The following is a 22,656-nucleotide window of genomic DNA, read 5'->3' on the forward strand; positions in this document are numbered from 1 at the left end:
GACAGCAGCGGCCCGGCGCTACCGCACGATGGACCGCAGGAGCCGCAATGCCACCGACAGGGAGGAGATGTCGTCCTGCTCCAGTTGATTCACCTCGGCGAACATGTTGCTGGCCCGTTGCAGCTGGTCCGCGTTCTGCTCCTGCCATACCAGCAGTCGCGCGCCGGCGTCACGGTCCTGCATCTCGTGGGAGGCACGCATGACCGCCACAGTGATGTCGGCCACCGTGGAGTAGAGATCATCACGCAGGGCCGCCCGCGCCAGCGCCTGCCAGCGATCCGTTCTCGGGAGCTTCGTGATCCGCTCGAGCAGGTTGTCCACCTCGAACCTGTCGTACACCGCGTAGTACACCTTCGCGATGTTCTCGACCGGCTCGTCCACCCTGCGAGTGCTGTACGCGATATCGAGCAGGGCGAAGGACTCGAACTGCTCGGCCCAGTGCCTGCCGAGCTCCTCCGGAAGCTGCCAGGCCTTCGCTGTCTCCATGGCATCGTGGGCACGCTCGAGGTCGCAGCCGCGCAGGTACTCGGACAGACGAGCCCGGAAGGGGGCGACGAGCGGCTTGAAAGCGGCGATGTCCTCATCGACCGATGTTCCCGGCTCGACGTGATGCACGAACCAGCGGACTGCCCGATCCAGGAGCCGACGCAGATCCAGGTGGACCGTCGTCCAGCGATCGGTCGGGAAACCGGCCGGAAGCGCAGCGAGCGTCTCGACGGTCTCGTCCAGCGAGTAGATCTCCCGCAGTGCCACGAAGGCACGCGCGACGACGGGCTCGGGAACCGAGGTCTCCTCCATGACCCTGAAGGCGAACGTGATACCCCCGAGGTTGATGATGTCGTTGGCGATGACGGTCGATATGATCTCCCGCCTCAGAGGATGCGTGTCGAGCAGGTCATCGAACCGCTCGACGAGCTGCTGCGGGAAGTAACGGCGGAGGGTCCCTCTGAAGTACGGATCGTCCGCGAGGCTACTGGCGGACAGGACCCGGGTCAGCTCGATCTTCGCGTAGGCCGCGAGCACCGACAGTTCCGGCGATGTCAGTCCCTGTCCGGCATCGATCCTTCGCCGTAGCTCGGCGGTCGTGGGCAGCGCCTCGAGGTTCCGTTCGAGGTCACCCTTCTTCTCCAGCCAGTCCATCATCCGCTCGTAGCTGGGACTCCACTCCACCACTCTCTGGCGGTCGTTGAGCAGGAGCACGTTCTGATCGATGTTGTCCTGCAGCACGAGGCGTCCGACCTCGTCGGTCATCGAGTGCAGGAACTCGGACCGTTCCTCGGGCTGCAGCCGTCCTGCCCGGACCATCCGGTCGACGAAGATCTTGATGTTCACCTCGTGGTCCGAGCAGTCCACACCGGCGCTGTTGTCGATCGCGTCGGTGTTGAGGATGACCCCGGACAGGGCAGCCTCGACGCGGCCCCGCTGCGTCATTCCGAGGTTGCCGCCCTCGCCGACGACACGCGCGCGCAGTTCGTTCCCGTTCACGCGGATGGAATCGTTCGCACGGTCTCCGACTTCGGCGTTCGACTCGACCGTAGCCTTGACATACGTGCCGATGCCACCGTTGTAAAGCAGGTCTGCCGGCGCGCGCAAAATGGCCCGAAGCATCTCCGGCGGACTCAGCTTGGTGACGTCGGCCTCGAGACCGAGTGCCTCGCGCACCTCGGGCGATACCGGGATGGACTTCGCCTGCCGCGGGTATACCCCGCCGCCCTTGCTGATGAGCGAGCTGTCGTAATCCTCCCAACTGGACCTCGGCAGCTCGAAGAGGCGCCGCCGCTCTGCGAACGACGTCGCTGCATCGGGGTTCGGATCGAGGAAGATGTGTCGGTGGTCGAAAGCCGCCAGCAGGCGAATATGCTCGGACAGCAGCATGCCGTTCCCGAAGACGTCGCCGCTCATGTCACCGACACCGACGACGGTGAAGTCATCGGTCTGCGTGTCGACGTTGAACTCGCTGAAATGCCGCTTGACGGACTCCCACGCACCCCGAGCGGTGATTCCCATGGCCTTGTGGTCGTAGCCCACGGACCCACCGGAGGCGAAGGCATCCCCGAGCCAGAAGCCGTACTCGGCGGAGAGCTCATTGGCGATATCGGAGAATGACGCCGTCCCCTTGTCCGCGGCCACGACCAGGTAGGTGTCGTCGTCGTCGTGCCGGACGACGCGGTCTGGCGGCACCACCGACTCGGTGGTGCCGTTCGTGGTGACATTGTCCGTGATATCGAGTAGACCCCGGATGAAGGTCCGGTAACTGGCCTGCCCCTCGGTGAGCCATGCCTGGCGGTCGACGGCGGGGTCCGGGAGCTGTTTTGCGAAGAAGCCGCCTTTCGCTCCGGTCGGCACGATGACCGCGTTCTTCACGGTCTGCGCCTTCACCAGACCCAGAATCTCCGTACGGAAGTCCTCCCGCCGGTCCGACCAACGCAATCCCCCGCGCGCGACCTTGCCGAAGCGGAGGTGGACACCCTCGATCTGCGGCGAATACACCCAGATCTCGAACTTCGGGCGGGGAAAGGGTGCGCCGTCGATGCGCGACGTGTCGAACTTGAAACTGACGTGGCGCTTGTCCTGGAAGTAGTTCGTCCGAAGTGTCGCCTCGATGAGGTTGGCGAACGTGCGCAGTACACGGTCGGCGTCGAGGGTCGGTACTCCCTCGAGTCCCTCGTCGAGCGCAGTACGGGCCGCTGCCGAGGCCTCCGCGCGGTCGCCCTCGAGGTCCGGGTCGAATCGCGCCGAGAAGAGCGCGACGAGCGCACGGCTGACCGCGGGGTTCCTCAGCAGGGTGTCCGCGACAAAGCCGTAGGAGTTCGTATTCCCCATCTGTCGCATGTACTTGGCGTAGGCACGAAGAATCAGCACCTGGCGCCAGCCGAGCTCCTCCCGCAGGACGAGCCGGTCGAATGGATCCGATTCACTGTTACCGACGACCGCGGCCCGGAAGGCGTCCTGCAGCAGCGATGCCGTCGCGAGGGGCTCGATCCCTTTGGGGTACTTCAGGCCCAGGTCGTACAGGAAGAAGGAACGATCGTCGGCACGAGTGATCTCGAAAGGCCGCTCGTCGAGCACCTCGAGTCCCAGATTGTGGAAGTACGGAAGGATCTGCGTGAGGCTCTTCGCCCCGGTCAGGTAGAGCTTGAGACGGGCGTCCTCCGCGCCATCCGCTTCCTTCCGCTCAGGCACGTAGACGTGCAGCTGCGGCACTCCTGCACCCGCTGCGGCGAGCTGTTCGAACCGGGCGATGTCCTCCAGGGCATCCTCGACCTCGTAGTCGACGCGGTAGCTGGGAGGAAAGGACTCGGCCCAGAGCCTGGCCAGGCGCTGTGCCGTATCCTGCTCGAACCTCTGTTGCGCGACTTCCACGATGCCCTCTGACCACGAGCGCGCCGCGCGCACCAGTCGTTCTTCGAGTTGCACCGCATCTACGGCAGGGATCTCCGCGCCTCGCTGAAGCCTGATTCGGAAGAACAGTCGCGCGAGGGCCGACTCGCTCATCCGTGCCTCGAAGTCGATCGAATCGGCATTCAGCGCCGTCCGCAACTCCTCCTCGATACGCAGCCGCACGCTCGTCGTGTATCGGTCGCGCGGCAGGTAGACGAGAGCGGACATGAAACGTCCGTAGACGTCGGGACGCAGGAACAGCCGGGTGCGTCGTCGCTCCTGCAGCCTGAGGATTCCGAGCGCCGTGGTCACGAGATCGGAGACCTCGATCTGGAAAAGTTCGTCACGCGGGTAGGTCTCGAGGATGGACAACAGGTCTTTCCCGGAGTGCGAGTCGGAGGGGAACCCGCAGCGGCGCAGCACCTCTGTGACCTTGTCCCGTACCAGGGGCACGTTGCGGACAGAACCCGTGTAGGCACTCGTCGCGAAGAGCCCGATGAAGCGGCGCTCGCCACTGACATTCCCCTGGGCGTCGAACGTCTTGACGCCGATGTAGTCGAGGTAGGCGGCGCGGTGGACGGTTGAGCGGGAGTTTGCCTTCGTGATGACGAGGACGCGACGCTCGCGGGCCTTCGCCCGCCCCGCTGCTGTGAGCTGCTGCAGGTGTCCTCCACCGCTGCCGTGCCTCAGCAGACCGAGGCCGCTGCCTTCGCGCACGAGGAGGGCATCACCACCGTGCTCATCCGTCACAAGGTCGTATTCCTTGTATCCCAGGAAGGTGAAGTTGCCGTTGTCGAGCCACTGCAGGAGTTCCTGCGCCTGCCGCAGGTCGGGAATGTCCTCGGCACCGGCGATGGACCCGAGGGAAGCCTCGATGGAACGAACCGTGTCTCGCATGGCCGGCCAGTCCTCGACCGCCGAACGGACGTCACGCAGCACCCGCTGGAGACCGTCGATGACCGACTGCTTCGCCTGGCTGTCCGGGAGGCGCGTGATCTCGACCGAGATCCAGGACTCGATATGCGCAGTGCGATCCGTCTGACCGACGAGAGCACCGATGTCGGGCAGCGCCGCGGTGTCTCCACTGGAGGCGCCGGCCGTCGACGGCACTCGCTTGAGGGCTGCGAGGGCGTGGGACTCGTCCTCACGCAACGCCAGGAACGTCGGATGGACCACCAGCTGGATCGCGGCGTTCTGGCGCACCAGCTCAGCAGTCACGGAATCGACGAGGAAGGGCATGTCATCCGTGACGATCATGACCACGCTCGACGCACCCTGGTCCATGATCCCGACCACCGCTGTCCCCGGTTCACGCGCTTCCGCCAGGTCGCGGTGAGCGAACGCCCGCTGGCGCAGGTCTGTCCGGAGATACCCCAGGGCATCCTCGCGGGCGAGGTGCTCGAAGTAGTGCTCTACGAAATCCTCCCGTGAAGTGTCCGAGCTTGACTGATCCGTTGTCCTGGATCGAGACGACATGGGGAGGGCCTCCGTAACGAAATGAAAGGCCGCTCCATTGCGACCTCTTACCGTGGAAGCCTAGCCGTGTTGCCTGAAAACTTCACGTTGCGCAGGCGCACCACAGGGGCACGACGACGCCGCTCGCCGCCGGGCACCTCGGCGAGCTCGGCGATGGCGAGTCGAAGGGGGGAGGCAGGCGCTGTCTCGAGTAGGGCGCTACCCGCCAGGAGGGCGTGATCGGCGGCAGCGAAGTCAGCGGGCAGGAAGGCGGCGATGCCTGCCGTGGGGCCGAAACGCTCCCATGCCTCGCGTAGCTGGGCCTCGGGCGAACGACCGACAGCAGCGGCCCGCACCTTGTTGAACACAACGCGCGCCGCGGCTGTGGGGATGGCGTCGGAAAGAGCGCTGAGTGCCTTGACCATACGCGGCACACCGATAGCGTCCGCCCCGCCCACAGCGATGACGGAGTCTGCGGCCTCCAGGCACGTCAGCGTGACACCATTGCGGCGGGGCGCAAGGGTGTCGAAACTCAGTTCCTCATCGGCTTCGAGGCAGAAGCCACAGTCGACGATAGTGACCTCGGCGAGGGAACGAGCGGCAGCCAGTACCTGGCGGAGCGCCGCCGGTCGCAGTTCCGGCCAGCGGTCCGCCCTCGTGATGCCGGTGAGCACACGGAGCCGTCCGCCCTTTAGCGCGACGCTCACCGCTACCCGCTCCAGTGCTGCGGCTCCGAATTCACCCTGGTCAGCGAGACGGCAGGCATGTGCAAGCCCAGCCGATTCGTCCAGGAGTCCGAGCGCAGCCCCGATGCTCGCTCCGTAGGTGTCAGCGTCGACGAGCAGGACGGACGCTCCCGCTGCCGCCAGTTCCGCGGCGATGTTGATGGCCACGGTGGTGCGGCCTGGCGCGCCGACTGGTCCCCACACCGCGGTGATGCGCCCTTCCCCTGGATCCTGGGTGCTCTGAGCCGGTGCGGGAACGGCAGGCTCGGGCAGGTCCAGGGGATCCGCATAGGCCAGGGACCCGCGCTCGTGGGCAGCCCTGGAGTCGAACCGTTCGACCGCCCGTGAAACTGCCTCCGCCAGTCCCGCGGGCTCGATCGACGACTCGACGTACTCGATCCCGACGATGCCGGCCGTGCGCCCCTTCGAATCGCTGTCGGCCAGTGCAACCACCACGACGCCCGCGAATCGGAGCCTGTCCACCATGGACACCGAGATTTCGGCGTCAGGATCGATGATCGCGGCGCGGGCGATACCCGTCTGGCAGGCGGCGACCAGCTCCGGCAACTGCTCACACCTGCGCACGACAGTCACCGGCCCACGGAGTTGCTCGAGGCCTGGCACGTAGGCACTCGCCACCGCTCCGAGGGTGATCACGGGAATGCTCACGAACCTGCACCCGGGTTCAGCACAACGGCTATGTGGGCGTCGTTCGAAAGGGCATTGAGCAGCTCGGGCATCGCGTCGTCGTCGACGAGGACCTGTACCAACGTCGAATTACTTGCTCCGAGTGCTGATTCCCCTACCGTCAGTTCCGCGACCTCGGCCGCCTCCAAGAGCAATCGTGGTTGCTCGAAGGTGTTGGTATCGGCGCGCAGGGAAACCCAGACATCGACTCGATCGCCTGCCGTCGTTCCCGTGGGCAGTGGATGGTCGACGGTGAGGCCGACTGGCTTCCGGTCGAGGCCGTCGGCGCTTCCGAGGGCGGCGGCCGGTATCAGTTCACCCTCCGTGATCAACCTCGTTGCCACCGCATCGGCGGGCACACCCCCTGAGACCGGCAGGTATGCATCCGCCGAATCGCCGAGGCGCACGGGAACGCGGGTGAAGTCCTCAGGAGACAGGGCAGACCCGACGGCGATATCCGCGCGCGCGGAGTACACCTCGGTCGTGGTGTTCTGGCTCTCCAGCAGCGCGATTGTGCCTGCAGTCGAAGCGAGCACCAGCAGAAGGCCGATGAGGAGACGAGGATCCTTCCACGAAGGCTTCCTCAGCCGCGGCGCATCGCCTGGCGGCTGCGCCGCTCGCATATCCGAACTCACTGTCGTCCCCCATAAGACCTGCGCCACCCTGAGCGGGCAACACTCCCGCGGCAATTCTGATGCACAGCTCGCACTAAGGGAACCGGCTGGCCACAAACCGGTACAAAGTGTGGATATCACCGGCAAAGGACGGGCTGGGTGGCAGACTGGATCCAAGCAACACAGATCAGGAAGGGTGGACCCGTGGCCGAGCGGCGATTTCTCACTCTCGCGGATGTTGGAGAGGTGCTGAACATCAGCTCGTCACAGACGTACGCACTCGTACGGTCCGGGGAGCTACCCGCGATACAGGTCGGTGGTCGCGGTCAGTGGCGCGTGGAGACGCGGGTGCTCGAGGAATACATCGCCAAGGCCTACGAGAGAACTGCCTCCGCGCTGAGGAACGAGTCGGAGAGCACTCCCCTCCTCTGACCGGCAGCGGTGAAGCACCTCTGACCGGCACTGATGAAGCACTTCTTACCGGCACTGATTGATCACGGGGACGCCTTCGGTCACTCCATCGGAACTGCTGAGTCGACCGTGTCGATCGAAGCGAACGGCACAGTCAGTACTTCCCGGACGCTGCCCGTGCGTCGCTCATCGCCCGCTGCTACCGAACCGAGCTCCAGGAAGTCGGCGCCGACCCGATCCACGACCCCGGAACAGCAAGTCGCAGGGAGTCCCAGCCAGAGCGACACCTGTGCGCGGTCACGCGACAGCTCCCGCATGACCGACCCCAGGCCGAGCCGGGCCTGGACTCCGGATAGCGGTTGACCCACCTCGCGCCGCAGCCCCCGCAGCACCTGGATGGAGGCCAGCGGAACGATCACTGTACGGTTCTCAACTCCCATCGCGATCCACTGCGATCCGACGTGAGCCAGAACGCCGAAGAGTGACCGTCCGCCTCTCGTGACCACCCCGAGCGGATTTCCACGCTGCCCGTCGAGACGCTGGACGAGCATGAGGCGCGACTGCTCCGAGCGCGTCCGTTCACTGATCTCGCTCTCCTCTTCATCCGAAGACATCGATCGCAGCTGTGATTCGAGGTCGTTGAAGAGGGATTCCCATCGCACCTGCCCAACGTAGGACCTGCAGGCGGACAGGTCAATACAAATCAAATGCACAGAACCTGACTGAGTATTTACAAAACGGGTCAAACTGCATCAAACTGACTCTAAAGGGGAGGTAGTCGCTATGAAAAGTTCGGATGCACTACAGGCGGGTCTGGTTCTGGCCTGCGGGATCGTGCTGACGGTGACGGGCCATGTTCTGAGACACACGCAAACATCCGGAGGCATGCGGGGACTGGACCACCTCCTCGGCGTGATTCTGTCGATCGTCGGTGTCGTGATCACCGTGTTGTGGCTTCTCGCCTTGGCCGCCGCCCTTGTCGCCGAATGCCTCCAGCAAGGAGGTCGGCTGACAGCTGCCCGGTTCACCGGCGGATGGACGCCTGCAGTCATGCGCCGCCTGGCCGCAGCGCTGCTCGGCGTCAACATGCTCGCGGTGCCGGCGATGGCGAATGCGGCTCCTCAGACGCCCGGCGCAGGCGCCGCCTCCGCTGCTGTCACCAGCTCTACCGTGAGCCATGCTGCGCCGCGAGCATTTCATGAATCTGTTGCCGTACAGCCCGGAGGCACGGCCGGAACCACTGCAGGCACACGCGCTTCTCCGTATTGGTCACCACGGCTCGTCGCGGCGGGGAGCGCGGAGGGCCAAGTGTCACCGACGAGCCACCATGTGTCGCCGGACGAGGCGCCCGACGTGTCAGCCGACGTGTCGCCCGACGTATCGCCGGCGTGGGAGCCCTCCCCGATGCCGCCTGATGGCGGGCTCCTGGTGCGGCCCGAGACCAGGAAGACCGTGGACGTGCGGGAGGTGGTCGTCGGCCCGGGCGATTCCCTGTGGTCCATCGCGGCACAGCACCTGGGCCCGCTGGCTACCGCAGCCGATGTGGCGGAAGCATGGCCCGCCTGGTACCAGGCGAATCGCAGCACGATCGGGAAGGATGCCTCCCTCCTTGTTCCGGGACAGCTCCTGCGCGCGCCCACCCACTGAACCGAGTTCCCGGGTTGCGGTCCGATTCCTCATCGTTCGACCATGCACCAGCGCGGAGGCGACTCCTCGCGCCCATCCGTCGCTCCGACGCGCACCGCTCAGTCGCTGGCCGAGCGCTCGCCCAGCACCCCTCCAACACCTCAGCCTCAACACCTCCGGCACCTGACCAGCACCTATCCAGCACCAGGAAGGAATCGTATGTCCTCCGTAACCCAGCTTCGCCGCAACGCAACCGCCCGTCTCGCCGAGGTCAGCGGAGCCCCTCGCCCAGTCCTTACCCCGACAGCACGGGCGGTGGCTTCCGAGCCTGCGCAGGTCATCCCGCTTCGCTCCGGGTCCGGCCTTTCCGGCGTGACCGACGAGCCGACGGGTCCCATCGAGGCGCTGGGACAGCATGCACCGGCAGCCTCCGAGCAACTCCGTGGCGCTCCCTCGGCGAAGACGGACGAGGCGAGCTCCTTGCGCATCTCCGGCATCGCCCGGTCGGTCACTCAAGGCGCACTCGAAGTCCTGGCCGGCACGAGGCCGCTGCAACAGATGGCGCGTTGGCTGGATCCCGAGAACTATGAGCGGCTTCAGCTCCGCGCCAACCTCGTGCGCTGCATCGACGCACCGGAGCTCGGGCGCGGGAAACCCCGCACGACAGCACACCGTCACGTCGTCGTCCGCTCCGCCCGCGTATGCCCCGTCAGCCCGGGTGTCTACGAGGCATCGGTCGTCGCCTACGACCAGAAACGCATCCGCGCCGTCGCTCTTCGTATCGAGCAACGGCGCGGAGCATGGCGGGTGACGGCCCTTGAGATCGGCTGACTACTTCTTCTTGGCTTTCCTGCCGGTCACCGGTACCCCCTGCGACTTGTCCCGCTCCACATGCACCTCTGCGTCACCCTGAGCGTTCGGGGCCGTGAAGTTCAGGGTGGCAGGCTTCGCGGGCGCGTCGAGTCCGGCCGCCTTGATGGTAGGCGCTTGGACGATCCCCCGCCCGTCGGTCACGCCCGGAAGACCCGTCTGGGCCGGCGCCGAGACTTCGACCTCCAGATTGAACAGGTAGCCGATGCTCTCCTCGCGAATGGACTCCATCATCGCCTGGAACAGGATGAAGCCTTCCCGCTGGTACTCGACGAGCGGATCCCGTTGCGCCATGGCCCGAAGCCCGATGCCCTCCTTGAGGTAGTCCATCTCGTACAGGTGCTCCTGCCACTTCCTGCCGATGACCGAAAGAACCACCCGGCGCTCCAGCTCGCGCATCGTCTGCTCGCCGAGAGCCTCCTCTCGGGCCTGGTACGCAAGCTTGGCATCGGACAATATCTCATCGTGCAGGAAGTCCCTGGTCAGCTTGGACTTGCCGCCGGCCTCCTCGATCACTTCGTCTGCCGTCAGGGTGATCGGGTACAGCGTCTTGAGATTCGTCCACAAAAGCTCGTAGTCCCAATCGTCGCCGTGGCCCTGTTGCGTCGCCTCGTCGACCATTGCCGTGATGACGTCCTCTAGGAAGAACTGCACCTTTTCCTTGAGGTCGCCGCCCTCGAGGATCCTGCGACGATCGCCGTAGATGGCCTCGCGCTGGCGGTTGAGGACGTCGTCGTACTTCAGCACGTTCTTGCGCTGCTCTGCGTTCCGGCCCTCGACCTGGCCCTGCGCGTTCTCGATCGCCTTGGATACCAGCTTCGATTCCAGCGCCACGTCGTCGGGCATGGTCGCACTGTTCATGATGCGCTCGGCGCCACCTGAGTTGAACAGCCGCATCAGATCGTCAGTCAGCGAGAGGTAGAAACGCGATCGGCCGGGATCGCCCTGGCGGCCGGAGCGCCCGCGCAGCTGGTTGTCGATGCGCCGCGATTCGTGCCGCTCGGTGCCGAGTACGTACAGGCCTCCGAGGTCGCGGACTTCCTCCTGCTCGGCCTTGACGGCTTCCCTCGCCGCCTCGAGAGCTTCAGGCCACCTGGCCTCGTACTCCTCGGGGTTGTCCGCCGGATCGAGACCCGCCTTCTCCAGTGCCGCGACCGCGTTGAACTCCGCGTTGCCTCCGAGCATGATGTCGGTACCTCGACCGGCCATGTTCGTTGCAACGGTGACCGCGCCCTTGCGTCCGGCCTGCGCGATAATCGCTGCTTCCCGTGCATGGTTCTTCGCGTTCAGCACCTCGTGGCGTACCCCGGCCTTGGCCAGCTGCTTCGACAGGTACTCGCTCTTCTCGACGCTCGTGGTGCCGACGAGGACTGGCTGGCCCGTCTCGTGACGCTCGACGATATCCTTCACGACGGCGTCGAATTTGGCGACCTCGTTCTTGTAGATGAGGTCGGAGAGGTCCTGGCGGGCCATCTCTTTGTTCGTGGGGATGGGCACGACGCCGAGCTTGTAGGTCGACATGAACTCGGCGGCCTCCGTCTCGGCGGTACCGGTCATACCCGAGAGCTTCCCGTACAGGCGGAAGTAGTTCTGCAGCGTGACGGTGGCGAGAGTCTGGTTCTCGGCCTTGATCTCGACACCCTCCTTCGCCTCGATGGCCTGATGCATGCCCTCGTTGTATCGACGTCCCGCGAGGATACGCCCCGTGTGCTCGTCGACGATCATGACCTCGCCGTTGAGTACCACGTAGTCCTTGTCCCGCTTGAACAGCTCCTTGGCCTTGATGGCATTGTTGAGGAAGCCGATGAGCGGGGTGTTGGCGGACTCATAGAGGTTGTGGATGCCGAGGTAGTCCTCGACCTTCTCGATCCCGTCCTCGAGTACGCCTACGGTGCGCTTCTTCTCGTCCACCTCGTAGTCGCTATCGGGAGAGAGCTTCTGCACGACCTTCGCGAACTCGTTGTACCAGCGATTGACATCACCAGAGGCCTGGCCGCTGATGATGAGCGGAGTACGGGCCTCGTCGATGAGGATCGAATCGACCTCGTCGACGATCGCGAAGTTGTGGCCGCGCTGGACGAGTTCGGCTGCGCTCCACGCCATGTTGTCGCGCAGGTAGTCGAAGCCGAACTCGTTGTTCGTGCCATAGGTGATGTCTGCGGCGTACTGCTCGCGACGCGTCGCGGGATCCTGCTTCGAGAGGATGCAGCCGCTCGTGAGACCGAGGAAGCGGTACACGCGGCCCATGAGGTCCGACTGGTATTCGGCCAGGTAGTCGTTGACGGTCACGACATGGACGCCCTTGCCGGTCAGGGCATTCAGGTAAGCGGGCGCTGTCGCGACGAGCGTCTTTCCCTCACCCGTCTTCATCTCGGCGATGTTTCCGAGGTGAAGGGCCGCGCCGCCCATGAGCTGCACGTCGAAGTGGCGTAGGCCCAGTGTTCTGCTCGACGCCTCGCGCACGGCCGCGAACGCTTCGGGGAGGAGTTCGTCGAGCGTCACGCCGTCTGCGTAGCGCTGCTTCAGCCGATCGGTTTCGCCACGCAGCTCTGCGTCGGACATCTCGCGGAACTCGTCCTCGAGGACGTTGACCGCGTCGGCGTAGTTGCGGAGTCGCTTCAGTGTCTTCTTATCGCCGGTGCGAAGTACTCGTTCAAGAAGTGATGGCACTGGTATCTGCTCCCAATCTGATGCTGCCCAAAGATGGCGTGTCTAGTCTACGTCGACGTTCGGGCCCCCCGTTCGGTTCCCTGCGGCACAGGAGCAACGACGCGGAACTCCGTGTCCGCTCAGACTAGCCTGCCGACCTCCGGAGCGAGCGCCGACGCGAGGTTTCCCCGCTCCTCGACGACGACGTCGGCCAGGCCGAGCCAGCCGGCGAGGAGCCGGAGTTCGTCCGCGAGTTCGGCGGCGGTATCTGCTGGCGCCCCGGGTTCTGCGTAGCTGGCCCGGACGATGAGTCGGCCGGCGGCGCGGTCCGCCTTGAGGTCCACCCGCGCGACGATCGAATCCCGGAGGAGGAACGGAAGGACGTAGTAGCCGTGGATGCGCCGCTCTGCCGGGGTGTAGATCTCGATGCGGTAGTGGACGTCGAAGAGCCTGTGCAGGCGGTCCCGGTCGAAGACGAGCGAGTCGAACGGGCTCAGCAGGGCCCTGCCACGTGCCTTGCGTGGCAACACCGCCGACGGATGCAGATACCAGGGCTCGATCCCGTCGTCGACGATCGCTGTCTCAAGGCGTCCGACTGCGACGAGGCCGTCGAGCGCCGCCCTGGTCTCGCGCACCGGGGTTCGAAAGTAGTCGGCAATGGATCGGGCGGGGGCGACGCCGAGGGCGCCTGCCGCGCGCTCGGCCAGTACGGCGAGAGCCTCCGTCCTGTCCGTGTGGCCGAGGGCCACGGCGGCGCCGGGGAGCACGTCGCCGATGGGCGCGTAGAGCCGCTCGAACTGGGCCGTTCGGCCCGCCGACCCCACCTCACCCCTGGCGAAGAGGTCCTCGAGGATGCGCTTCGAGGCCGTCCACCGCCAACCCCAGCCTTCGGCGGGGCGCTCGGCGCCACCGCCGAGCATCGCCTGGACGCTCGATGCCGTCAGGGGCCGGCCGCGCTCGAGGAGCTCCAGGATCGATGCTTCGAGTGGTCCGCGCAGCTCTGCAGGAACGCCCGACGCGCCCATCCAGGTGCGGCGCTGCCACGCGCGCAGGTGCGGGAACAGCTCGGGAGGCACAAGGCTCGCCTCGTGCGCCCAGTACTCGACCAACCGGCGTGGAGCCTTCGAGTACAACGCATCGAGATCCGCCCGATCATAGGAACCGAGTCGGGAGAACAGCGGCAGGTAGTGGGACCGGACGAGGACGTTGACCGAATCGATCTGGAGAAGCTGCAGCCGCTGCACCGCGGCATTGACGGCGCGGCGCGAACTCGGCGCCTCGAGGCGGGGGCGGTGCAGCCCCTGGGCGGCGAGGACGATGCGCCTGGCCTGGGCGGTGGTGAGAGACGGCAAGACGCTCCTGCGCGGAACTGCCTCCGCACACTGTGCGGAGGCAGTTCCTGATATAGGGGTTGGACGCCCGGTGGGGACCGGCGTCGTGAACTCGCTAGGCTGTGGCTGCTTCCTTGGCCCGGTAGGCCAGGAGTTCCTCGTGGGGTTCCTCCGTACCCTCGGCACACTTCGAGTCGAGGGTGATGACGCCGTAGGTCCAGCCCTGTCGGCGGTAGACCACCGACGGGGCTCCCGTCGCGGAATCGACGAAGAGGTAGAAGTCGTGCCCGACGAGTTCCATGTTGTCCACGGCATCGTCAAGGCTCATCGGTATGCCCGAGAAGACCTTTCGGCGAATCAGGACAGGAGAGTCCCCGGCCGGGACATCATCGGCCGAGGAGTAGGCGTCGATATCCTCGGGCTGGTTCTCCGGCTCATGCGAGGTCGGCTCGATGGTCGGCGTCTCGAGGTAGATCGGCTGGGCCGGATCTGCGGGTTCGAGGTCTGCCGTGGCGACCGCGACGGCCACTGGTGTGTGCCGGCCGTGGTGGACCTTCCGCCGGTCACGAGCACGGCGCAGGCGCTCGAGGAGTTTCCCGTAGGCGAGGTCGAACGCGGCGAACTTGTCGGCCGCCGACGCTTCGGCGCGGATGACCGGGCCCTTGCAGAGCACTGTCAGCTCAACCGTGAGGGAGGTGTCCGCCGCGCGCGCACTGGCTTCCTTGGTGATCTTCGCGTCGACCCTCTGCACCTTGTCGCCGAGCTGCTCTATCTTGTCGATCTTCTCCGTCGCGTACTCACGGAAACGATCCGATACCGCCAGGTTCCGGCCGTTGATCACAAACTCCATGGTGCCCTCCACATCGCTAGGTGACACGACGGCGACCGGGCTGTCTGCTGAGCCACCGCCGACGGGTACGTGTCGTCACTGTGTGGTACCCGTACTTCACGGTAGATCACCCCTGTCCTTTATTCATCCCTTGGCGCTCCGAAATTTCCGGTAGTTCACTGGACGTCCGGAGGGGTGGCCGACCCGTGTCATGTGCCCGCGTACCCGTCGCAGCGGCACCACTTCCTGCAGGGGCGGCCGTTGCCGCGATGACGACGGCACCGAGGACCCGGGCGCCACTGGCGACCAGGACACGGTGCACCTCGGCGATGGTCGCTCCCGTCGTCAGGACGTCGTCGACGATGAGGCAGTCCCTGCCGGCGAGGGCGGGCCGCGCTCGTCGGGACGGCTCCATCGAGTGCAGGACGTTCATACGGCGGCGGCGCCGTCCGTGTCCCTTCTGCCCGCCGCCGACTGCGGAGAAGGCCGCCGCGAGGGCGGTTCGGGCGCCCGAGGCTCCTCCCCCGCACCCGACTGCGGATGCCAGGCGGGCCGGCAGCGGACGATGCCGAACGGCGGAAACGAGCTCAGTGCCTGCGGGAAGGTGTCCGCTCCGCCGCAGCCGGGACAAGAGCAGCATCAGAGGGTCGTACCCGCGCCGCCGACGGGACGACGCCCTGGTGGGCACGGGGACGACCAGGACGGGTGCGGTACCGGTGCGTCCGGTGCGGAATGCGGGGACTGCGTGATGCAGGGCCCCGACCAGAGCTGCTGCGACGGGCGGAGCCAGATCGACGTGACCATGGTTCTTGTAGGCCAGCAGGACCACGGAGACGGCTCGTCCGTACCGGCCGGCTGCGATCACGGGCAGGGGGCCGTAGGGCGACTCGCGGGGCCTGGTCGGGTACCCGGCATCCGCGGTGGTTCCGCGGAGGAGGTCGCCTGCCGTCCGCTCGACGTCGGGCAACGACTCGGCCCCGGCCTCCGCTTGGAAGGGCCGCGCCGTCGCTGCTCGGAAGAGGGCCGAGCACGCCTGGCACAAGGACGTGTCCCAGGCTCCGCAGACCACGCACGAACAGGGCATGACGAGAGCGCCGAAGGCAGCGAGCGCACCGGTCAGCCGCCGAAAGTTCCGGCTGAAGACGACGTCGTCGAGGAAGAACGCGAGGTTGGCACGAATCATCTGCTCAGCGGACCACGGGAGAGCTCGAACCCGGGGGACGCGGGAGCTATGTGGACATCCTTATCCGGGGAAGGCGGGATCCCTGACGTCGAGCTGCTCGTCGACCCAGCTGTTGCCGATGCGCTTGTAGAGCGTCGTTCCGGCCTGCGCATAGAAGGTGTCCTCGGCGTCGGAGCCCGCGCTGATCGCGAGCACGCCGTCCAGGGCGGCCATCTCCTCCTGTTCGCCATCGAGTTGCAAGATCACGGGAGTCGCCTCCTCGTTCGCTCCGGTGGACGAGGCCGCGATCGTACTCTGGCCGGCCCACACGGCCGTGTCGATGGTCCCTGTCGTCGGCAGCGCGAGGGGCGTGGTGAGGGACTGCGGAGCGCCTTCGGCGGACCGCGTGACGCCCGCAAGCAGCACCTCGCTCGCGCCATCACGATCCGTGACGACCAGCGCCCGGGAGCCGTCCCGCGAGACACGCAGTTCCTTCACCTTCCGGTCCCCCAGCCAACCCGCCGCCAGAACGGACGCATTGGCCTCCGTTCCTCCGGGCGGGATCGCGAGAACCTCGCTGCGGCCCTCGGTGACCCTGCTCGTCCAGACCCAGTTCTCGGGGTCGAAGGACGGCTGCGTCAGCGCGTTGCCCCTGACGACGTCGCGGGCCTCGCTGCCGGGTGCCGTGACGTAGAGCGCGGTCGCGTCCGCGTTCAGGAAGGCGTAGGCGCTGCCGGAGACCGACGCTGCCGGATAGCGAGGTGCGACGTCGGCGACGGGCGCCAGTCCCTCGATCGGCACGATCGCGCCGTTCCGCACCCGCACCAGTTCGCCCTGCGCGACGGCGACCTGTTCGGCGCCGACGTCAGGGGTCAGCTCGGGCACCACCAGCTCCGGCGAAGGGGCCCCGAGCTCGATGCGCTGGCCACTGGTCATCTCGACCGAGGTGACGTCGTTCAGGCCCAGGAGGTTGACCTGCAGTTGCTGGTCCATCTGCTGCAGCCCCAGATCCGTGGCGTTCTCGAGTATCTCGGAGGAGAGCTCGACGGACGCCGTACCGGACGTGATGGGCACGGAATCCCTGGCGAGCATCACGCCCTCGGGGAAGGCGCTGGTCACCGACCCCTGGAGGTAGGGCGCAGGGCCGGCGAGCATGGCACTGACGATCCTCGCCGTCACGCCGGTCCTGCGCACGAACCAGCGGGCGTCGGGCACCCAGAAGCGATAGTTGCTGCTGTAGAAGTACAGGCTGTGCGAGATCAGGAGGTCCTGCGCAGCGCTCTGGGCGATCATGATGCCGTCGGGCACCTCCGCTATCCGCCACTCCCCGTTGACCTGCTCCATCCGGACGCCGAGGGTCTCCGTCGCGGGAACGGCACTGTTGGTCCGCAATCCGAGCGCGTCGACCGTGCCCGTCGTCTCGAGCTGGATCTGGTACACCCCCTCGGTCTCGCGCTTCTCCACCCGCGGGTCAGACCGGAACAGGACGATCCGTTCTTCGGGCTTCCAGGTTTGCGCCAGATCCCGGGTGAGGAACTGGCGAGCGACGCTGTAACCGTCCCCCGCGCCTGTGCCCGCCGTGATGAAGTCCCGAAGGATGCGCTCGGGTGCGGCGCCGGGGGCTGGGCCTTCAGGCGAGAAGGCGGGCGCGTCGGCATCGGCCTCCCCCTGCGCAGCCGGGATCACGCCGACCGGCCCTTTCGCGGGTATGGCCGAACACCCGGAGAGGACCACGAGGCAGACCGCGAGGAGTGCGGCGAGGACCGACGTCAGTGTCCCGCGGAGGGAGACGTGACACCTGCCCTGATCACGCGCCGTCGAACTACTGCGTCGCATCGCTGCCCCTCCTGTCGGCTCCGGTGTCGGTCCTGGTAGTGCTTCGGGTGTCGGTTCCGGTAGTGCTTCGGGTGTCGGTCCATGCGTGCGTCGTCGCGTCCTGCACGGAGCGCACAGCCGTACGTGCAGTGGACGACGGCGGCAGTGGCAGGGGTGACGACGTCAGGTCTGCTCCCTGGTGCCGCGGCAGCGTCAGGCGGAAGCACGCTCCCTCGCCGGGCATCCCCCAGGCCTCCAGCCACGCGCCGTGCAACCGGGCATCCTCCGTCGCGATCGACAGCCCTAGACCGCTGCCACCCGTGGTGCGGGCACGCGCTGGATCAGCCCGCCAGAACCGGTCGAAGACGCGCGAGGCCTCCTCCGGCGTCATACCGATGCCCTGGTCGCACACCGCGACGGCGGCAGCTTCCGGACTGCAGGCGATATGGATGTCCACGGGTCGTCCCTCTCCGTGCTCGAGGGCGTTGACGATCAGGTTGCGGAGAATCCGGTCGATCCGCCGGGCATCCGCGTCGACGATGCAGCTCGTCTCACCGGACACGACGCGCAGGTCCGATCCGAGCCGCTCCGCGAGGGGTCGGGCCCCGTCGATCGCGTGCTTCACGAGCTGCACGAGATCCACCGATTCCGCTTCCAGCACCGCCGCGCCGGCATCGAACCGGGAGATCTCCAGGAGGTCCGCGAGGAGTGCCTGGAAACGCTCGACCTGATCGAAGAGGATCTCCGCGGATCGCTTGTTGACCGGGTTGAACTCCTCCCGGGCGTCGTGCAGGACCTCCGCGGCCATGCGGACGGTGGTCAGGGGCGTCCTCAGCTCGTGGGACACATCCGACACGAAACGCTGCTGCATCTGGGACAGCTGCGCGAGCTGGGTGATCTGGTCCTGCAGGCTGCCCGCCATGTGGTTGAACGACGCGCCGAGGCGAGCGACCTCGTCCTCCCCGGTGACCTCCATGCGTTCCTGCAACTGGCCCGATGCGAGCTTCTCGGACACGGACGCGGCGTAGCTGACCGGCCGCACGACACTTCGGGTGACGTACCAGGTGATCGCGCCGATCACGAGCAGCAGCACGAGGCCCACCAGCCAGAGCACTCCGTGGATGGAGTCCAGCGTGGACTGCATCGAGGACAGGTCGTAGTACACGTACAGCGCGTAGGGGCTGCGCTCGGGCGGGAGTGTCACCTGGGTCCCGAAGGCGATTCCGGGCGCGTCCTGCTCCCCGGTCTGCGTCACCGGGATGGTGATCGGTGCCCAGTAGATGTCCTGGCCGGCGGCCACGGCAGCTTGCAGGTCGTCCGGCAGCATGCCCTCCGTGACACCCTTCTGGCTGACGGTGGTCGGGATGATCAGACCCTCACCGCCCGAGATGGACATCAGGATGGCCTGCCGCGGCGCTTCCGTCTCGTTCCCCACGAGTGCGTTCACGGAATCCAGCACCAACCGGTTGGTGGTGTTGCGGTCCGTTGCGGAGGAGTCCCTGAAGACGGCCTTCGTGGACGTCAACGCGCGGCCGGCCTCCGCGCTGAACTGGTCGAACCGTTCCTCGTACAGCGCGCTGGCGATCTGGTTGGACAGGACCCCTCCGACGGCCACGAAGGAAACCGACGTGAGCAGCATCGTCGCGACGACCGTGCGGAACTGGAGGGACCGGCGCCAGTGACCCGGCACCTCACGCATCAGGGTCCGGATCCGCACGACCACGGAGTGCAGCCGCGCTCCGAACGAGCCGGGACGATGACGGCTCTCCGCCGGTGTCCCGCCGGTCGCCTGGGGTGCCTGGTCGCCGTCGGCGGCTACGACGTCGGCCACGACGACGTGGGCGTCGGGGGCGCGGACGTCGGCGCCCGCCGCATCAGCCCTGTCCGGCTTTGTAGCCGACACCACGCACCGTCAGGACGATCTCGGGTGCTTCGGGGTCGCGCTCGATCTTGGAGCGGAGCCGCTGCACATGGACGTTGACCAGCCGGGTGTCGGCCGCGTGGCGATACCCCCAGACCTGCTCGAGCAGCAGTTCGCGGGTGAAGACCTGCCAGGGCTTCCGGGCGAGGGCGACCAGCAGGTCGAACTCCAGCGGCGTCAGGGAGACCCGCTCGTTCCCCCGCGTGACCTCGTGCCCGGCGACGTCGATGCTCACCTCTCCGATGCGCAGCGTCTCGGGAGCCTTCGAGTCGGCCGGACGGAGCCTTGCACGCACCCGGGCCACGAGTTCGGCCGGCTTGAAGGGCTTCGGAACGTAGTCGTCGGCCCCCGACTCGAGTCCACGCACGATGTCCGAGGTGTCCGACTTGGCGGTGAGCATCACGATCGGGACGTCGGACTCGCTGCGGATCTGCCGGCACACCTCGATGCCGTCCATGCCCGGGAGCATGAGGTCCAGCAGGACGAGGTCCGGATGGCTCGTACGGAAGACGCCGAGCGCTGCGGCACCGTCAGCGCAGAACACGGGGTCGAAGCCGTCGTTGCGGAGGACGATGCCGATCATTTCGGAAAGAGCCTGGTCGTCGTCGACGACCAGTATGCGAGCCTTCATACCCCAATACTGTCCCATCGTGCCCGCAAAGTCCCACCAGCCCCACCACGCGTGGCATGGGAGGTGCTGCACACAGCTGTGCGACTGCCCGGAAAAGGCGGTAGGCCTCACTATGATGCAGGGGGGACGCTGCTGGTATGCCTCCCGGAGCACCGACCGAGGGGACGCTATGAGTGATCAGGTGAATGGTCAGCCGGACGACAGGGCGATGCCCGACGGGCAGCGTGCCGGCGGAGCAGCCGCGGACGATGCGGGCACCGACACGACTGGAACGACGGGCACCCGGCTCGGGGCGTCGAGCCCGGGCGGCGCAGCAACAATCGGGCAGGGACCGGCTGCAGCACCGTGGCAGCCTCCCGGCCCGCAGAACCCGCCCGTCAACCCCTATGACACAGCCCGACCCAGCCGTCCTGCCGAGTTCAATCCCTGGGAACAGCCCGATCGCCGGCCTCATGACGCCGACCCGGCGAGGGCAAGCGACTACCCTGGCAGCCACGGCATGAACCAGGGCTCTCCGCTCCCCCCGGGTGCGATCCCGCCGCCACCCTCCGGCCAGCAGAACCAGGGCTGGGGCTGGAACTCGACCTATCCGCCCCACGGGCAAGGATCCGGTGGCTTTCCCAGTGGCGGCGCCTTCGGAGCTGGTCCCTATGGTGGTGGTCCCTATGGTGGTGGTCCCTACGGTGCAGCCCCCCAGTACCAGGCCCCGCCGAAGCCCGGTGTCATCCCACTGCGCCCGCTGGGTCTCGGGGAGATTCTCGACGGCGCGTTCCAGGCCTGCCGCAGGAACCCTCTCGCGACCTTCGGTATCGCCGTCCTCCTCCAGGCGGTGGTGGCCCTCGTGACCGTCCTGCTCATCGGTAACGTCCTGTCCTCCTTCGAGGTGTTCGAGGCGCGGAATCCGACGCCCGACAGCATGATCGGCGCTTTCGCCAGCCTGGGCGTCTTCGCCTCGGTAGCCGGCGTCGTGTCCGCTGTCGCGTTGCTCGTCCTGCAGGGCATCCTCGTCATCCCGATCGCACGTGCCGTCATCAACCAGAGGACGTCCTTCGGACAGGCATGGCGGCTCGCGCGCACGCGCTTCCTCCCCCTGCTCGGGTTCGGCCTCCTGTCCTTCGTGGCCGGCCTCCTGGGCCTCGTGCTCCTCGTCGGGATCTCGGCACTGGCGATCCTCGGCCTCGACGAGTACTCCGCGGTGGTCATCGTCCCGCTCGTGATCGGCGCCGTCGTGCTGATGGTCTGGGTGACCGTCAAGCTCGTCGTAGCGCCGGCGGCCCTGATGCTGGAGGGCACCGGGCCATGGACCTCCATCAAGCGTTCTTGGCTGCTGACCCGAGGCAATTGGTGGCGGACGTTCGGCATCGTGCTGCTGACGAGCATCATCGTCTCCATCATCGCGTCGGTCATCTCCACGCCGCTCACCTTCGCCGTGTCACTCATCTTCGGATTCAGCTCGACGTCATCCACCGCGCCCGATGCCCTGGCTTCGCTGCCGATCCTCGTCGCGACCCAAGCGATCACCGCCCTGTTCACCGCCATCGGTTACGCCTTCCAGGCGGGCGTGACATCACTGCTGTACGTCGACCTCCGCATCCGCCGCGAAGGCTTCGACGTCGTGCTCCTGCGTGAACACGAGCAGGCCGCGTCCGGACGGACGGACGTCCTCCCGGGCGGCACCGCCTCGTTCGGACACCGACCGGACGACGCCGGCTGATGCCGCACCACCCGACCGACGAGACGCCCGGCCCCGAGACCCCGTGGTCACCGTGATGGCCCCGCTGCCGGCACCCGTGATGGCGCCGTTCGCGACAACGTTCACGGCATCGTTCGCCACACCGCGCCTGGTGCCGGACGCCGATGAGGCACGCACTCTCCTCGAACAGGAACTGGCCAAGCCGTCCTACGTCGAGGCGCAGCCCAGCATCTTCGAGCGCATTATCGGCGACGCGCTCCGAGGCCTCGCGAGACTGTTCGACGGGCTCGGCGGCCTGGGCGCCGGTCCGGGGACCCTCGTGGTCGCGGTCGGTGCTGCGCTCATCATCATCGTGGCCATCGTGCTCATCAAGCCACGCCTCAACGCCCGCGGAAAGCAGCAGGAGGCAGCAGTGTTCGACGACGGCGCGCGGCGATCGGCGAACCACCACCGCAGCCGTGCAGCAGCCCACGCCCACGCCGGGGAGTGGAACGGCGCCGTCGCCGAGCTGCTGAGGGCGATCATCCGCTCGGCCGAGGAACGCGTCGTGATCGACGAGCAACCCGGCAGGACGGCGACGGAGGCGAGTCTTCAGCTCGGTGCCGTCTTTCCACCCGTGTCTCCGGACATCGAGTGGCTCGCCGACCTGTTCAACGAGACCCACTACGGCAGTGGCACCGCAACGGCGCAGGATTACCGCCGCGCCTTCGAGGTCGATGCCCGCCTGTCCTCCGAACGTCCTGCCCAGAGCGCCAGTCCCACGACGTTGGCGGCGCCGCGGTGATCACGGGGAGTAGGAAGCCGCCCTCCGTACCGGCCGCAGCCACGGCCGGAACCACGCCCGGAGCCAGGGCCG

The 22,656-nt window shown here is 66.8% G+C and carries 16 protein-coding genes; 5 read left to right on the top strand and 11 right to left on the bottom strand.

From position 1 onward, the window contains the following. Positions 1-18 precede the first annotated feature (18 nt). From CXQ96_RS05640 to CXQ96_RS05650, 3 genes are read right to left on the bottom strand one after another with little or no spacing between them, the layout of a single operon-like run. Positions 19-4,857, bottom strand: coding sequence for an NAD-glutamate dehydrogenase (locus CXQ96_RS05640; RefSeq protein ID WP_104117070.1), 4,839 nt, complete (start codon positions 4,855-4,857; stop codon positions 19-21). 47 nt (positions 4,858-4,904) lie between these two features. Next, on the bottom strand, positions 4,905-6,230 hold the full coding sequence (locus CXQ96_RS05645; protein ID WP_104117071.1) for a P-loop NTPase: 1,326 nt from the start codon (positions 6,228-6,230) through the stop codon (positions 4,905-4,907). Next, a complete protein-coding gene (locus CXQ96_RS05650; protein ID WP_258058891.1) occupies positions 6,227-6,784 on the bottom strand; it encodes a hypothetical protein in 558 nt (185 codons plus the stop codon). Before CXQ96_RS05650 ends, CXQ96_RS05645 begins: the two co-directional genes overlap by 4 nt. Before the next feature lie 282 nt (positions 6,785-7,066). Between CXQ96_RS05650 and CXQ96_RS05655 the strand changes: the two genes are divergently transcribed. Continuing rightward, positions 7,067-7,294 (top strand): helix-turn-helix domain-containing protein, encoded by a 228-nt coding sequence (locus tag CXQ96_RS05655; RefSeq protein ID WP_104117073.1) that lies wholly within the window; start codon positions 7,067-7,069, stop codon positions 7,292-7,294. An 80-nt stretch (positions 7,295-7,374) separates the two neighbouring features. On the opposite strand, the gene CXQ96_RS05660 is transcribed toward CXQ96_RS05655, so the two are convergent. Beyond that, a complete protein-coding gene (locus tag CXQ96_RS05660) occupies positions 7,375-7,935 on the bottom strand; it encodes a hypothetical protein (protein ID WP_104117074.1) in 561 nt (186 codons plus the stop codon). A gap of 121 nt (positions 7,936-8,056) precedes the next feature. Here CXQ96_RS05660 and CXQ96_RS05665 point away from each other — a divergent pair, with 121 nt between their 5' ends. Together CXQ96_RS05665 and CXQ96_RS18600 are read left to right on the top strand one after the other, a co-directional pair. Next, positions 8,057-8,920: a LysM peptidoglycan-binding domain-containing protein gene (locus CXQ96_RS05665; RefSeq protein WP_146070830.1), complete on the top strand. Its 864-nt coding sequence runs from the start codon at positions 8,057-8,059 to the stop codon at positions 8,918-8,920. A 198-nt stretch (positions 8,921-9,118) separates the two neighbouring features. Next, on the top strand, positions 9,119-9,730 hold the full coding sequence (locus CXQ96_RS18600) for an Rv3235 family protein (RefSeq protein ID WP_219816100.1): 612 nt from the start codon (positions 9,119-9,121) through the stop codon (positions 9,728-9,730). Here CXQ96_RS18600 and secA read toward each other — a convergent pair whose 3' ends face one another. The 7 genes from secA to mtrA all read right to left on the bottom strand — a co-directional run bounded on the left by secA (position 9,731) and on the right by mtrA (position 20,107). Further along, positions 9,731-12,439: a preprotein translocase subunit SecA gene (secA, locus tag CXQ96_RS05675; protein ID WP_104117076.1), complete on the bottom strand. Its 2,709-nt coding sequence runs from the start codon at positions 12,437-12,439 to the stop codon at positions 9,731-9,733. A gap of 119 nt (positions 12,440-12,558) precedes the next feature. Continuing rightward, positions 12,559-13,770, bottom strand: coding sequence for a winged helix-turn-helix domain-containing protein (locus CXQ96_RS05680; protein ID WP_104117077.1), 1,212 nt, complete (start codon positions 13,768-13,770; stop codon positions 12,559-12,561). A gap of 94 nt (positions 13,771-13,864) precedes the next feature. Beyond that, positions 13,865-14,599 carry a ribosome-associated translation inhibitor RaiA gene (gene raiA, locus CXQ96_RS05685; RefSeq protein WP_104117078.1) on the bottom strand — a complete coding sequence of 245 codons (735 nt, stop codon included), beginning with the start codon at positions 14,597-14,599 and terminating at the stop codon, positions 13,865-13,867. Positions 14,600-14,705: 106 nt separating this feature from the next. Then, positions 14,706-15,761: a ComF family protein gene (locus tag CXQ96_RS05690; protein ID WP_104117079.1), complete on the bottom strand. Its 1,056-nt coding sequence runs from the start codon at positions 15,759-15,761 to the stop codon at positions 14,706-14,708. Positions 15,762-15,821: 60 nt separating this feature from the next. Then, positions 15,822-17,576: an LpqB family beta-propeller domain-containing protein gene (locus CXQ96_RS05695; RefSeq protein WP_104117080.1), complete on the bottom strand. Its 1,755-nt coding sequence runs from the start codon at positions 17,574-17,576 to the stop codon at positions 15,822-15,824. Further along, on the bottom strand, positions 17,563-19,458 hold the full coding sequence (mtrB, locus tag CXQ96_RS05700; protein ID WP_258058892.1) for an MtrAB system histidine kinase MtrB: 1,896 nt from the start codon (positions 19,456-19,458) through the stop codon (positions 17,563-17,565). The genes CXQ96_RS05695 and mtrB overlap by 14 nt, the downstream gene beginning before the upstream one ends. Beyond that, a complete protein-coding gene (gene mtrA, locus CXQ96_RS05705; protein ID WP_104117081.1) occupies positions 19,430-20,107 on the bottom strand; it encodes an MtrAB system response regulator MtrA in 678 nt (225 codons plus the stop codon). The genes mtrB and mtrA overlap by 29 nt, the downstream gene beginning before the upstream one ends. Positions 20,108-20,276: 169 nt before the next feature. On the opposite strand from mtrA, the gene CXQ96_RS05710 reads away from it, so the two are divergent. Both CXQ96_RS05710 and CXQ96_RS05715 read left to right on the top strand, forming a co-directional pair. Then, the gene (locus CXQ96_RS05710) at positions 20,277-21,821 is read left to right on the top strand and encodes a hypothetical protein (RefSeq protein WP_104117082.1); all 1,545 of its coding nucleotides are present in this window, start codon (positions 20,277-20,279) and stop codon (positions 21,819-21,821) included. Between the two features lie 55 nt (positions 21,822-21,876). Then, positions 21,877-22,584, top strand: a complete 708-nt coding sequence (locus tag CXQ96_RS05715; protein ID WP_146070831.1) for a DUF4129 domain-containing protein — start codon at positions 21,877-21,879, stop codon at positions 22,582-22,584. The last annotated feature ends 72 nt before the right edge of the window (positions 22,585-22,656 follow it).

Source organism: Arthrobacter sp. B1805 (assembly GCF_002929745.1).
In the GTDB taxonomy this organism is placed as follows: domain Bacteria; phylum Actinomycetota; class Actinomycetes; order Actinomycetales; family Micrococcaceae; genus Arthrobacter_D.